Source organism: Pseudomonas orientalis (assembly GCF_002934065.1).
GTDB lineage: Bacteria > Pseudomonadota > Gammaproteobacteria > Pseudomonadales > Pseudomonadaceae > Aquipseudomonas > Aquipseudomonas orientalis_A.
In genome coordinates this window covers 122501-136508 of sequence record NZ_CP018049.1, presented here as the reverse complement: position 1 = coordinate 136508, position 14008 = coordinate 122501, and the positions used below count along the sequence as shown (strand labels likewise).

Below are 14008 nucleotides of genomic sequence, written 5' to 3'. Positions count from 1 at the left end.
CGCGTTTATCAACACACGGCCAGCCTATGGGGCTAAAGGTGTGTGGCTCATCTTCGAGGGGTTCTTATGTTTTACGTGCAACGTGATGCACAGGGCGCGTTGAGTCGCGTAGAGGCCGCCGCCTTTGCCGAATCCACCGACACACTGCCGGCCGATCACCATGAGATCCAGGCCTGGTACGCCAACGAAGTGGTGGAAACCAGCCTGGCCCAACTCAAGCAGAGTGACCTGGAGATGATTCGGGTGCTGGACGATTTGATCCAGGTGCTCACCCGCAAGGGCGTTATCAGCGTGACGGACCTGCCGCCCGCAGCCCAGGCCAAACTGATGGACCGTAACCAGGCGCGGGAAGCGTTGGGCGGGTTGAGTCAGTTGATCAATGATGATGAGAAAGGGCTTATCTGAGCCCTGAAGTTGCGCCGACTCTAAAATGTGGGAGGGGGCTTGCCCCCGATAGCAGTAGACCAGGCGATACTTAGGCGACTGATACACCGCTATCGGGGGCAAGCCCCCTCCCACATGTGTTCTGCGTTATTTCCAGGGCGCCGGCTCGCCGAACAGCTGGCCCTGCACACCAAAAATCCCCATCTCGCGAATCACCTTCAGCTCACCCTCGGTCTCCACACGTTCGGCAATCAACGGTAGATCGATGCTGTGGGCCGCGCGCTGGATGGCTTCGATAAACAGGCGCTTGTCGCTTTCCTGATCGATGGCGCGGATGTAGCTGCCGTCGATTTTCAAGTACGCCAGGCCCAGGCGGGCCAGGTTGCCGATCATGCTGAAACGCCCACCGAAACGCTGGAGGCTCAGGGAGAAGCCCAGTTCGCGCAGGCGCTGGGTCATCTGTTCCAGCACAGGCTGCTCCGGCAGTTGCTCTTCACCGATTTCCAGGGTGAGGCGCGGGCCGAGGTTGCTGTGCTGGCGCAGCAGGTCATAAATGCGCTGCAGGGCCTCTGGGTCCTGCAAGGTCGCGGCTGAGAGGTTCAGCGCCAGACTATCGCTGTGGCCGGTCATCTGTTTGAGCACCTGCTCCAGCATCAAGCGGTCCAGGCGGGCGGACCAGCCGAAACGCTCGAGCCACGGCAGGAAACGCCCGGCGGGTATGGTATGGCCGTCAACGTCGTGCAAGCGTGACAGCACTTTGTAATGCAGGACTAATTGCGGATCCTGGCTGGCGACGACCGGCTGGAAGTACAGCTCGAAACGCTGCTGGGTCAGCGCCTGGTCCAACAGCGTGTGCCAGGCGTGGTGATCGTCACCGACTTTGGCGGCGGCACCGTGGTCGAGGCACACCCAAGTGCTGTCACCCTGCCCTTCGGCTTGCGCCAGGGCCTGGTCGGCGCGGGTCAGCAGCGCCTGCGGCGCATCGCCATGGTTGAAGGGTGCCAGGCCGATATAGGCCACGGGCGCGACATCGCTGGCACCGGTGGCCTGCAGGCTGAGTAAGGTGCTTTCCAGGTTCTGCGCCAATTGCAGCGCTTCCTCTCGCGTCAGCCCAGGCGCCAGCACGGCGAATTCGCCGCCACGGATCCGGGTCACGAGGTTGTGGGTTTCCGGGTACGGCTCGCATTGGCGCAACAGCTGTTCGCCGACCGCTTGCAGCAGCTGGTCGGTACGCTGGCCCCCCAGGCGCTGGTTCAAGCCGGCCAGGTCCTTGACGCGCAACACCAGCAAGTAACCCGAGTTGGTTTCTTCGGGGTCGCTGACACGGGCGTTGAGCTGCATCTCGAAGTAACGCCGGTTGGCCAGACCGGTGAGGTTGTCCTGATAGGATTCGGTGCGCAGCTTTTCGCTGCGCTCGGCCTGCTCCTGGAACAGTGCCTTGAGCTTTTCCACCATCTGGTTCATCGCCTGCACCACCCGGCGCAGTTCCGGCGTGCGCGGCAGGTCGGGCAGGCTGAGGAATTCTCGGCGGGCGATCGCGTGGGACTGTCTGACCATGTAGTCCAACGGTTTCAATTGGCGGCGCAGCAGCAACCCGCCAAGCACCACACTGACAGCGCCGCACAGCAGCAACCAGCCAAGGCTGCCCAAGGCGCTCTGCCAGAGTTTGGCCAGGGCGAACATCGGATGGCTGACCACCTCGACGCGCGCCGCCTGCTCCCAACCACGGCTCACCAGCGCATCGCCACCGGCCGGCTCCAGGCCGATCAATTTAACGAACCAGTTGGGTACGCCGTTGCTGTCCGGAATGCCGCTGCGCTCAACGATGGTTTTGTCCGTTGCCAGGTCCACCACGCGGATACTGGCGTAGTAACCGCTGTCGAAGATCGAGCTGACCAGCAGCTCCACCATGGCCGGGTCATCGATATTGGGGGTGAGCGACAGCGCCAGCGCCGTCGCGGCGTCCTGCGCATGGGAGCGCAACTGGTTGACGTATTGCGTGCGCGAACTTTCCAGGCTGACCATGAAGCTGCCGCTGAAGGCGACCACCAGGAACAGACAGATTGCGATCAACAGCTGTTTGAACAAAGACATCCGATCAGTTACTCCTAGTTGGCAGGCTCGGCTGGAAAGCCTTCCGCACGCATTTTTCTCAACACATCCTGCCAGCGCGACAAGCGTTTGGTATCGCCGACCTTCTTGTTGCCCTTGGCGCCGGGCAGGTAAAGGCCCTCGGCGTTGAATGAATACACCGGGATCAAATCGGTACGGCGGGTAGCCGGCAGGATGTCGTCCATCAGGCTGTCGAGCACCAGCGGGATCGCGTCGGGGGTGGAATAGTAGGTCAAGACCATGTGCGCGCGATTCTGACGCAAGGCCTTGACGTAGGTAATGCGCAATTTGTCGCTGGACACACCCAGGTGACGCAAACTGAAATACTTGGCGATCGCGTAGTCTTCGCAGTCACCGGCGCCCTTCCAGAGGGCTTCGATGGGTGTCTCCCAATAATCGACCGCGTGCCAGAGATCGATGTCTTCGACGTAGGTCATTTGTTTGTTGAAAAACAAGTTAACGATCTTGAGCTGTTCTTGTTCGCTGACCTGCTTTTGACTGGTCAACAGCCGCTGCCAGGCGTCAATACGCTGCTGGCCTTCGCCCAATGGCCCGTACAGGGCGCTGGCCTTGCGGCTGATCTGCGAGAAATCCCAATCGGCATGCAGCCCGCCAAGCATCAGGCCGGCCAATAAGATTGCTGATAAAAGCCAGCAAAGAACTCGATAGGGAATAAAACTTACCGCCAAGGCGTTCGGTCCATGAAGAGAGACGGAATTTCAGAGGATGGTGAAGCTTCGTCCCGGAAAAAACAATGGCATAGTGAGATCATCGATCGGTAGAGCGACTTTGTAACCGCCCTCTGTGAGACGCACAAAATACACGCTGTAAGCCCTTACAAACGGAAACTTTGGTGGTTTGACAAGCGCTTGGGTCATCTCTAGTGTGCATTGGATCCAATAAACACACTTATTATTCAAGAAAGGAGGCCAGCGTAACCGTGACGCCGAAGCCGAACCCTTTAAGCAGCATCAAGGTCAGCGGACCAATTCCCGCTCATCTTGCCCGCGCCGTTATTGAAGAAACGTTGCGCAACGCCATTCTCGATGGACGGTTGCCCTGTGGCACCGCTATGCGCCAGCAAGAGCTCGCCAGCCTGTTCGGCGTCAGCCGCATGCCGGTGCGCGAAGCATTGCGCCAGTTGGAAGCACAATCCCTGCTGCATGTGGTGACCCACAAGGGTGCGGTGGTCGCGCCATTGATCGAGGACAATTCGGCCGAGACTTATGCCCTGCGCATGCTGTTGGAGTCCGAGGCCTTGCGCTTGTCGATCCCACTGCTCACTGAGGCTGATATCGCCGAGGCAGAGGCCTGTATCAATGCGCTGGAGTGTGAGAAAGACTACAGCGAGATTGGCCGCCTCAATCGCCTGTTTCACATGGTCTTGTATGGCAAGGCGCCTAACCATCGATTGCTCAAACTGGTGGAGCACGGGCTGAATGAGGAAGAGCGGTTTCTGCGCTTCAACCTTGAAGCCATGGGACTGGGCGAGACGTCACAGGAAGACCACCGCGAGTTGCTCAGCCTGGTGGTGCAAAAGAAAATCGACGAAAGCATCCTGACATTGCGTAATCACTTGATGCGCGGCATGGAGGTCATCAATACATACCTCAATGGCATCGAAACTGCGAATAGAGAACGTACGTAAGGCGTTCGCACCTTTCTTTTAGCCTTTACACCGCGCGGCACAGTTCCTTGTCAGGAAGCGTCCCGCGCTGTTAACGCTGTAGTCAACTCGCAAGTCATAATAATCGGCGTTATATAACGAAATCTCCCACATCTGAAACAACTCTCTCTCTCGGAAGCTTATTTTCGAAAAAACATCTAATACATTTACAAGCTCATCCAAACGTTTAATCAGTTTACTATCATCCACCAACCCAATAGACCTTTTAATCAGCTGGCAGCGCAATGAGTGCGGGCCAGGCGTGTGTATACACACCAAAGTCAATCTTCTGTCTAACAACTACAAAACTCCATTACTGCAACTAAAGCAGTCGCAACAATTTTATAGGCGTCAACCATGCATCATCATTTGCTTGAACAGAAAAAACTGCAACTGTGCAACCATCCGTTATTCGTAGAAATAACTTCGCATAGCAAACTACAACGCTTTATGGAGAGTCATGTATTTGCGGTCTGGGACTTCATGACCCTGACCAAACGCCTGCAACAAGATCTTACTTGTACCCAGATACCATGGCTTCCGCCAACTGATCCACAGGCCGCACGCCTGATCAATGAAATCGTGCTGGGCGAGGAGTCGGATGAACATCCGACGCGGGGCCACTGCAGCCACTTTGAACTGTACCTGGACGCCATGGTGGAAGTGGGCGCCAACACCCGCGTCATCACGCGATTCATTGACCTGCAACATCAGGGCGTGGAGGTAAGCGCAGCGTTGCAAATGATCGGTGCGCCGGCCGGTGTGCCCCGTTTTGTCGACAGTACATGGCAGATCGCACTCAGTGCCCCGACTCACTGCGTAGCGGCGGCCTTTCTGCATGGTCGCGAGGGCGTCATTGCATCAATGTTCGAGCGCCTTCTGTTTAGCAGCCCCTTCATTGCTCGGCAGGCGCCCACGTTGTGTCACTACCTCAACCGTCATATCGAGCTGGATAGCCAGGAGCATGGACCGGCGGCGGAGCAGGTGCTCCAGCGTCTGATCGGCGCAGACCCGATTCGCCAGCAACAAGCCGATAGCGTTGCCCTCGAGGCGCTGCAAAGCCGCATGACCTTCTGGGATGACGTGCAGACCTCGATGCAAGAGGTTCATCCATGAGTGCTATCGACTACCGCTCCTTCGCCGAAGACTGGGAGCGTCGCGCAACCATTCGCACTCGCCCGCGCCGCATGTTGGAAAACGACGGCAAGCTGATCTTTCCCCTTTACCGCCAACCGCTGGTGCTGAGTGCGACCTTTCTCGAGCACTGCCCGCAATCGCGCGACTTTGTGCTGGCGCAAAGCTTTTATCGATTCATCCATGACATCGTGATTTTTGAAACCGAGATCGTCGACAAGACTGCCCGCAGTATTGCCAAGAATCGCTTCCCGCTGCCCCTCCCCCTCGCCTGCCGCTACGACGCGATGACCGTCGTGGTGGATGAGGATTACCACGCCCTGGTAGCCCTGGACTTCCTGCAGCAAGCCGTCGAGTTGACGGGTATCGAACCGCTCGACCTGTCCGGACAGATCGAACTGAGCCGCGCCTTGCCGGCAGCTCAGGCGCAGGCACCCGAGCACTTGCGCGATGCGGTTGAGTTGATCGTCGTGGCCATCGCCGAAAACACTGTCACCCATGACGTGGCAGCCTTTTCCAAGGACGACAGTGTCAAGTCGTCCGTGCGCGGCCTCATGGCCGATCACCTGTTTGATGAAGGGCGCCACGCACAGTTCTGGACACAGTTGGTGCGCATCTATTGGCAGTCGGCAAGCGCGGAGGATCGCGACTGCATCGCCGCTGTGCTACCGACGTTCCTGGCCCATTACCTGACCAACGACCTACAGAAAAGCTTCGACCTGCAGTTGATCGAACACTTGGATATCACTGCCGAAATTCGTTTGGCGCTGCAGGGTGAAATCCTGGCGTTGGACTTTCCCATCACTCGTCAGCACCCGTTGGTCGACAACATCATGAGCTTCCTGCATCACAGCGGTGTACTGCACACGCCTGGCGTGGCCCGAGCGCTGGACAGCTACCTGCGCGCACCGGGGAGATTGGCATGAGGCGCTTGACGATTGAATGGGGCGGTGCCGGCCAGACGCTGGAGGCGCTCAAGCATGTGCTGGAACAATACGGGCATACCGCCGGGACGGGCACGGTCGACCTGGTCATTGAGGACGGTAGCCAGCCACCGTCAGCCTTATCCACCGACGCTTGCTGGATGAGCCTGCGCGTGGGCATCGGCCCTGTGTCCGAAAATGGGCTACCCGAGCTTCAGTTTCGCTGCTACGACCGTGAGCGGCGCCTGCGGGCCGTGCACAACGTCGCCGATGAGCCCAGTGGCAACGGCCAGCGGTTGCGCCGTCGTGCGGAACACACCCTGGTGGAATGGGCAGCCTCGTTGGTCAGCGGATTCTCAAGAGACCCAGGCTTTTTCTGTGCGATGACCCACTCCGACACCTCGCCCGAACAGGGCTTGCAAGGGCTGGAGGCGCTGGCGTTCATGCACCGATTCAATCGTACGGCAGATCCCGCGCTGCTTCGCACGGCACAGGTGCCCATGATCGAACGCTTGCAGGCCAGCCTTGGCGCCTTCGCCAATCGTACAGCGCTGAATATCGCGGATGGCGTGGTGACTTATCGCCAACTTCATGAAAAAGCCATGGCGATTCAGCAACGCTTGCTGCCCCTGTTGGAGGGCAATGGAACCCCATCGGTGGTGGGTGTGTGCCTGGAAAAATCTACCGAGCTCTACGCGAGCATTCTGGCCGTGCTGGGTTGCGGCGCGGTGTATCTGCCGCTGTCTCCGGATCATCCGGTAAAACGCCAGCACAGCATGCTGACAAGCGCAGGTGCCTGCGTATTACTTGCCAATGGCGTGCATCCATTGCGCGATCATTTCGTTTCACTTGATGTGGGTACGCTTGCCTCACACGATATCGACCCTACTCAACCGCTGATGCGTCATGGTCACGGCGCCGACGCGCCGTGCATGGCACTTTTCACTTCCGGCACCACCGGGCAGCCCAAGGGGGTGCTGCTCAGCCAATATAATCTGGCGCATTTCACCGCCTGGCTCAGTACCCGTGTAGCGCTGGATGATAGGAGTCGTGTCCTGCAATTTTCGCCGCTGAGCTTTGATTCGTCGCTGATCGATATTTTTCCCGCCTTGATGGCAGGCGCAGAGTTGATTGTGCCCAACGCAGACCAGCGTCACGATCCTCGCCAATTGGTCGAGTTGATTCGCCTGAAGGGAATCACCCATGCTTTCCTGCCACCGGCACTGCTCAGCATTCTGCCGCTGGACCAGCCTTTGGGCCTCTCTCACCTGCTCACCGGCGGCGATTTCTGCGAGCCCTACGTGATCGAGCGACTGGCAGGTCAATGCCAACTGCACAATCTCTACGGCCCCACCGAAGCCACGGTACTGGCAACCCATCGAATATTTCGGCTCGGTGACAGCAATCGCAACATCGGTTTGCCCATTTCCAACACTCAGGTCCTGATCCTCGACGACCACTTGCAACCGGTGGATGAGCAAGTCATGGGCGATCTGTACATCGCAGGCCCCGGAGTCAGCCAGGGCTATATGAACGGACTACCACAAGCTGACTCTCCGTTCGTCAAGCTGGCGCTGCCTGACGGACAATGGTTGCAGGCTTACCGCAGCGGCGATCTGGCGCAATGGACGCCGGAGGGTATCGAGTTGGGCGGTCGACGGGATGATCAGGTCAAGATCCGCGGTTTTCGAGTAGAGCCTCAGGAAATTGAACAGTGCTTGCGCAGCAGTCGGTTGTTTCGCCAAGTAGCAGTGGTGATTGATCAGGCGTGCAGAATCCTTGTCTTTGCTGCCCAGCCCGAACCCGGCGCTACGTTGGCCAGGCTGAAGGATCACGGCCAGCAATGGCTGCCTGAGCATATGCAACCCGTCGCCTGGAGCGAGTTGCCGAGCCTGCCCTCTTCGAGCAACGGCAAGATCGATCGCAAGGCGTTGCGGGCAGCACCGAGTACCCGCACCGAGGAGGTGACTCGTTGCGGCACGCACACGCCGATCCAGGCGCAGTTGGTGAACTTGTGGGGGGAGTTGTTAGGGTTGCCTGTCAGTGAAGTGTCGATCGATGACAGCTTTTTCAACCTGGGTGGCCATTCGATCCTGCTGTCCACCCTGTTGCTGCGCCTGCGTGAGCAGTTTGGCCGCAGTTTGTCCTTAAGCCAGTTTTTTGAAGCGCCGACAATTCGGACTCTGGCCTTACAGATGGAAGGAGCAGCAGTGCCGGATACATCTTTCAGCCAAATGGAAAACGATGCATCCCGAGCATTAAAACTTGAGGTGCTACCTGAGCACCGCGCCGGAAATCCACGCAAGGCGATTGTCACGGGGGCCAACAGCTTCGTCGGCGTGCATATCGTCCAGGCATTGCTGGCAGGTGGGGCGCAAGAAGTAGCGTGCCTGGTACGGGCGCTCCCGGGCCAGTCGGCGGCGGATCGATTCACTCAGGCGTTGCGTGAATACCGACTGGACCTGCTGGACCTGAGTCGAGTGCAGGTGTACGCCGCGGACCTGCGCCAACCACGCCTGGGCCTTTCCTGTGAGGCATACGAGCACCTCGCCCGCAACCATGGCGTGCTTGTGCACAATGCGGCGCAGGTCAACCATGTAATGGACTACACGGCGCTCGCCAAAGCCAACGTCGAACCGGTGTTTGAATGCCTGCGTCTTTGCGAAACCCACTGTAAGAAAGTTTTCAATTTCATTTCGACGCTGTCGGCCTGCAGTAGCATCGACACTGATCGGTATGTACTCGAAGTACCTGCCAGCCGCGCGTTGCCGCTCTATGTGAAAAATGGTTACAACCTCTCGAAATGGGTGGCCGAGCGATTGCTGGGGCGGGCAGTCGAGCAAGGAGCCTGGGTGAATATTCATCGACCGGGAAACATCAGTTTCAACAGTCAGAATGGCGTCTGCCAACCCGATAAAAATCGCTTGATGTTGATGCTCAAGGGTTCGCTGCAGTTGGGTAGGGTCCCTCGAATGGAAGGGAACTTCGACTTGATGCCGGTGGACTTCCTGGCGCGCTTCATCGCGTTTCACAGCACCCGTTTTGTCGCTGGGCGAAACGTGTTCAACCTGCACAATCCACAGCCGTTGAGCTGGGACCAGTACCTTGATGCGTTCAGCCAGGCCGGACACACTTTTGAACGGATAAGCCTTAAACAGTGGCAACGGGCATTGCGAACGGTACGCCACGACAACGCGTTGTTCGGCGTACTGGGCTTTTACCTTGATGGGGTGGGTGAGGACATCGGCGACACTTCGATGATCCATTACAGCAATGCCCAATGGGGGGTGGCGCAAATGGGCACACACTACCCGCCAAAGAGCCCCGCATTGTTGCGCAAAGGCTGTGACTACCTGAGGACCATCGGCTTTCTCTGAGTGGCTCCAGAGCAGTCGGAGCGGGAGCCTTGCTCCGACTGCCGCCAAGGATCAGATTTTGAAGCTATCGACCAATTGCTTCAATCGGCTGGCCTGCTGGGACAGCGCATCGCAGTCCTTGAGCGTCTCGTTGAGGTTGGCCACGCCTTGCTGATTCAGCAGATTGATCTGATTGATGTCGACGTTGAGGGTCTCAACCACCGCCGTTTGCTCCTCGGTCGCTGCAGCGACCGATTGGTTCATGCCATCAATCTCCACGATTCGCTGCGTCACGCTGACCAGACGCTCGCCGGCCTGGTTAGCCACTTCAACGCTTTCTTCGCTGGACGCCTGGCTGGCGTTCATGGTGGTCACGGCTTCACGCGACCCCACTTGCAGGGAAGTGATCATCTTGTGAATCTCTTCTGCCGATTCCTGGGTACGGTGAGCCAGGTTACGCACCTCATCAGCAACCACGGCAAACCCACGCCCAGCTTCGCCGGCACGGGCCGCTTCGATGGCCGCATTCAGCGCGAGCAAGTTGGTTTGCTGGGAGATGCCCTTGATCACATCGAGGATGTGGCCAATGTTGTCGGTACTGGCGTTAAGGGTCTCGATCTGAGTGCAGGACAGGCTGATTTTCTGCGACAGCTCCGACATTGCCTGGATGGTTTGCTCCACCACCTTGCGACCGTCGTCAGCTTGTTCACTGGCACCGCTGGCATGCTGCGAAGCATCAGCGGCGTTACGTGCGATTTCCTGGGTGGCGGCGCCCAGCTCGTTGATCGCTGCCGCCACGCTGTTGGTACGTGCACTCTGCTCGTCAGAGCCGATGATCGATGCGTTGGACGATGCCATCACACGCTGGGACAAGTCATGCACCTGCCGTGTCGCCGAGGACACTTCGGAAATCGAGGCGTGTATGCGCTCAACAAATTGATTGAATGCGCTGCCGACTTCGCCGAACTCGTCTTTGCTCGTGACGTCGAGGCGTCGGGTCAGATCACCTTCGCCCTGGGCAATGTCCTTCATGGCCACGCCCATGGTGGTCAGCGGACGCAACAACACCTGAATCAACAAACTCAACAGCACGGCAATCGCTACCACGGCGATGAGCATCGCTATCAACGCTGAAGTGCGAAATTTACCCAGTGCGGCATAGGCTTTGTCTTTGTCGATAGACAGACCGATGTACCAGTCAGCCCCCGGCAACCCGCTGATTGGCGTAAACGAAAGAATGCGGTCCTGTCCATTGAGGACAACGTCCTGGTTAACCTTCTCGATACGCACCTGGGTACCAGGATAGATATCTTTAAGGTTTTTCATCACTTGGTCCTGGTCAGGACTGACGATGACTTGGCCATCCCCACTGACCAGGAACGCATGGCCAATACCGCCGAAATCCACCGAGTTGATGATCTTCACCAAAGTTTGCAGGCTCAAGTCTCCACCCACAACGCCCAACAACTCGCCGTTCTTCTTCACCGGCATGGCGATCGTCACGATCTGGCCGCCCACAGCCGCCATATAAGGCGGAGTAAGCATGGTTTTGTCGGCTACTACCGCTTGTTTGTACCAAGGGCGCTGACGCGGGTCGTAGCCTTCGGGCATCTTCGCATCAGGACGTTGGGTGAACACACCGTTGGTTTGACCCACATAGGTGAACTGGAAGTTGGCGGTGAACGCCGGTTGATCGACCAACCCGGGAAGGTCGGCGCCGCTCCCTTGATGGGCCACGTTTTGTGCCAGGTTTTCCAGAACCAGAATGCGGCCGCTGAGCCAGTTCTGCACGCTGCTGGCGGTAAGCTCGCCGGATTGCTGGATGGAGGACGCCAGGTTTTGCCTGATCGTGTTGCGCTGTAGGTAATCGTTATAGAGCGTGAACAGCGCGAAGGCCAGAACCACGACGCCTGACGCCGCCAACAGAATTTTATGACTGAACTTGAGATTCATTTCATCGACTTCTTTTGCCAAAGGGGGGTGAGCGTGCCGAGTGGAACATTCCATGTAACGCGATAGGCGGACTCTGTGACCGCTCTATTTCGGTGCACGCATGGCTCGTCAGGCTTTCGGCCAAAAAGCGATAAATCTTAGAGATTTGTGTGAATCTTCCTCTTTTAGAGCAAGAGGCCGACAGGCGGTAGAAGTGCAGTCAGTTATCGGTCAAGTGCAGCCTTAAACGACAAAACCCCTGTCTGCGTTAGCAGACAGGGGTTTCGGAATTCAATCTTGACGATGACCTACTCTCACATGGGGAAACCCCACACTACCATCGGCGATGCATCGTTTCACTGCTGAGTTCGGGATGGGATCAGGTGGTTCCAATGCTCTATGGTCGTCAAGAAATTCTGTGTACCAGGCCGTTGCATTGGCAACGTACCGGTGAAATTCATGAGCTTCTACATAAACAAAACCCCTGTTTGCGTTAGCAAACAGGGGTTCTGGAATTTAATCTTGACGATGACCTACTCTCACATGGGGAAACCCCACACTACCATCGGCGATGCATCGTTTCACTGCTGAGTTCGGGATGGGATCAGGTGGTTCCAATGCTCTATGGTCGTCAAGAAATTCGGGTACTGAGTCGTGACCAGATGGCCTCGCTTCAGCAAATTGGGTATGTGATAGTTTTCGGTGTTTTGTGAGCGTCGAACTTTCGGTTCATCTCGTCTTCACACACCGCAATCTGATGCTCCTTAGAGTAGTCAAATTGCTTGGGTGTTATATGGTCAAGCCTCACGGGCAATTAGTATTGGTTAGCTCAACGCCTCACAGCGCTTACACACCCAACCTATCAACGTCGTAGTCTTCGACGGCCCTTCAGGGAACTCAAGGTTCCAGTGAGATCTCATCTTGAGGCTAGTTTCCCGCTTAGATGCTTTCAGCGGTTATCTATTCCGAACATAGCTACCCGGCAATGCCACTGGCGTGACAACCGGAACACCAGAGGTTCGTCCACTCCGGTCCTCTCGTACTAGGAGCAGCCCCTCTCAAATCTCAAACGTCCACGGCAGATAGGGACCGAACTGTCTCACGACGTTCTAAACCCAGCTCGCGTACCACTTTAAATGGCGAACAGCCATACCCTTGGGACCGGCTTCAGCCCCAGGATGTGATGAGCCGACATCGAGGTGCCAAACACCGCCGTCGATATGAACTCTTGGGCGGTATCAGCCTGTTATCCCCGGAGTACCTTTTATCCGTTGAGCGATGGCCCTTCCATACAGAACCACCGGATCACTAAGACCTACTTTCGTACCTGCTCGACGTGTCTGTCTCGCAGTCAAGCGCGCTTTTGCCTTTATACTCTACGACCGATTTCCGACCGGTCTGAGCGCACCTTCGTACTCCTCCGTTACTCTTTAGGAGGAGACCGCCCCAGTCAAACTACCCACCATACACTGTCCTCGATCCGGATAACGGACCTGAGTTAGAACCTCAAAGTTGCCAGGGTGGTATTTCAAGGTTGGCTCCACGCAGACTGGCGTCCACGCTTCAAAGCCTCCCACCTATCCTACACAAGCAAATTCAAAGTCCAGTGCAAAGCTATAGTAAAGGTTCACGGGGTCTTTCCGTCTAGCCGCGGATACACTGCATCTTCACAGCGATTTCAATTTCACTGAGTCTCGGGTGGAGACAGCGCCGCCATCGTTACGCCATTCGTGCAGGTCGGAACTTACCCGACAAGGAATTTCGCTACCTTAGGACCGTTATAGTTACGGCCGCCGTTTACCGGGGCTTCGATCAAGAGCTTCGCGTTAGCTAACCCCATCAATTAACCTTCCGGCACCGGGCAGGCGTCACACCCTATACGTCCACTTTCGTGTTTGCAGAGTGCTGTGTTTTTAATAAACAGTCGCAGCGGCCTGGTATCTTCGACCGGCATGAGCTTACGGAGCAAGTCCTTCACCCTCACCGGCGCACCTTCTCCCGAAGTTACGGTGCCATTTTGCCTAGTTCCTTCACCCGAGTTCTCTCAAGCGCCTTGGTATTCTCTACCCAACCACCTGTGTCGGTTTGGGGTACGGTTCCTGGTTACCTGAAGCTTAGAAGCTTTTCTTGGAAGCATGGCATCAACCACTTCGTCGTCTAAAAGACGACTCGTCATCAGCTCTCGGCCTTAGAATCCCGGATTTACCTAAGATTCCAGCCTACCACCTTAAACTTGGACAACCAACGCCAAGCTGGCCTAGCCTTCTCCGTCCCTCCATCGCAATAACCAGAAGTACAGGAATATTAACCTGTTTTCCATCGACTACGCTTTTCAGCCTCGCCTTAGGGACCGACTAACCCTGCGTCGATTAACGTTGCGCAGGAAACCTTGGTCTTTCGGCGTGGGTGTTTTTCACACCCATTGTCGTTACTCATGTCAGCATTCGCACTTCTGATACCTCCAGCAAGCTTCTCAACTCACCTTCACAGGCTTACAGAAC

The 14008-nt window shown here is 56.9% G+C and carries 8 protein-coding genes and 3 rRNA genes (1 of these 11 only partly in view); 5 read left to right on the top strand and 6 right to left on the bottom strand.

Going from position 1 to position 14008, the window contains the following annotated elements:
* Positions 1 to 66: 66 nt before the first annotated feature.
* Complete coding sequence (locus BOP93_RS00635; protein WP_065884439.1) at positions 67 to 405, top strand: tryptophan synthase subunit beta; 339 nt, start codon at positions 67 to 69, stop codon at positions 403 to 405.
* Between the two features lie 126 nt (positions 406 to 531).
* On the opposite strand, the gene lapD is transcribed toward BOP93_RS00635, so the two are convergent.
* Together lapD and lapG are read right to left on the bottom strand one after the other, a co-directional pair.
* Positions 532 to 2478, bottom strand: coding sequence for a cyclic di-GMP receptor LapD (gene lapD, locus BOP93_RS00630; RefSeq protein WP_104501197.1), 1947 nt, complete (start codon positions 2476 to 2478; stop codon positions 532 to 534).
* A gap of 14 nt (positions 2479 to 2492) precedes the next feature.
* The gene (gene lapG / locus BOP93_RS00625; RefSeq protein ID WP_104501196.1) at positions 2493 to 3185 is read right to left on the bottom strand and encodes a cysteine protease LapG; all 693 of its coding nucleotides are present in this window, start codon (positions 3183 to 3185) and stop codon (positions 2493 to 2495) included.
* 251 nt (positions 3186 to 3436) lie between these two features.
* Between lapG and BOP93_RS00620 the strand changes: the two genes are divergently transcribed.
* The 4 genes from BOP93_RS00620 (at position 3437) to BOP93_RS00605 (ending at position 9596) form a co-directional block, all read left to right on the top strand.
* The gene (locus BOP93_RS00620) at positions 3437 to 4144 is read left to right on the top strand and encodes a GntR family transcriptional regulator (protein WP_104501195.1); all 708 of its coding nucleotides are present in this window, start codon (positions 3437 to 3439) and stop codon (positions 4142 to 4144) included.
* A 375-nt stretch (positions 4145 to 4519) separates the two neighbouring features.
* On the top strand, positions 4520 to 5278 hold the full coding sequence (locus BOP93_RS00615) for a DUF3050 domain-containing protein (RefSeq protein WP_104501194.1): 759 nt from the start codon (positions 4520 to 4522) through the stop codon (positions 5276 to 5278).
* On the top strand, positions 5275 to 6222 hold the full coding sequence (locus tag BOP93_RS00610; protein WP_104501193.1) for a diiron oxygenase: 948 nt from the start codon (positions 5275 to 5277) through the stop codon (positions 6220 to 6222). The genes BOP93_RS00615 and BOP93_RS00610 overlap by 4 nt, the downstream gene beginning before the upstream one ends.
* The gene (locus tag BOP93_RS00605) at positions 6219 to 9596 is read left to right on the top strand and encodes an amino acid adenylation domain-containing protein (protein WP_104501192.1); all 3378 of its coding nucleotides are present in this window, start codon (positions 6219 to 6221) and stop codon (positions 9594 to 9596) included. Before BOP93_RS00610 ends, BOP93_RS00605 begins: the two co-directional genes overlap by 4 nt.
* Positions 9597 to 9647: 51 nt before the next feature.
* Here BOP93_RS00605 and BOP93_RS00600 read toward each other — a convergent pair whose 3' ends face one another.
* The 4 genes from BOP93_RS00600 to BOP93_RS00585 all read right to left on the bottom strand — a co-directional run.
* Positions 9648 to 11528, bottom strand: coding sequence for a methyl-accepting chemotaxis protein (locus tag BOP93_RS00600; protein WP_104501191.1), 1881 nt, complete (start codon positions 11526 to 11528; stop codon positions 9648 to 9650).
* Positions 11529 to 11802: 274 nt separating this feature from the next.
* Positions 11803 to 11918, bottom strand: a 5S ribosomal RNA gene (rrf, locus tag BOP93_RS00595).
* Positions 11919 to 12027: 109 nt separating this feature from the next.
* Positions 12028 to 12143 (bottom strand): 5S ribosomal RNA (gene rrf / locus BOP93_RS00590).
* A 157-nt stretch (positions 12144 to 12300) separates the two neighbouring features.
* Positions 12301 to 14008, bottom strand: a 23S ribosomal RNA gene (locus BOP93_RS00585); it runs 1184 nt beyond the window's last position.

Coding starts and splice junctions, on each gene's coding strand:
- BOP93_RS00615 (WP_104501194.1), top strand. CDS start 4,520: ATGCATCATCATTTGCTTGAACAGAAAAAACTGCAACTGTGCAACCAT.
- lapD (WP_104501197.1), bottom strand. CDS start 2,478: ATGTCTTTGTTCAAACAGCTGTTGATCGCAATCTGTCTGTTCCTGGTG.
- BOP93_RS00600 (WP_104501191.1), bottom strand. CDS start 11,528: ATGAATCTCAAGTTCAGTCATAAAATTCTGTTGGCGGCGTCAGGCGTC.
- BOP93_RS00635 (WP_065884439.1), top strand. CDS start 67: ATGTTTTACGTGCAACGTGATGCACAGGGCGCGTTGAGTCGCGTAGAG.
- BOP93_RS00605 (WP_104501192.1), top strand. CDS start 6,219: ATGAGGCGCTTGACGATTGAATGGGGCGGTGCCGGCCAGACGCTGGAG.
- BOP93_RS00610 (WP_104501193.1), top strand. CDS start 5,275: ATGAGTGCTATCGACTACCGCTCCTTCGCCGAAGACTGGGAGCGTCGC.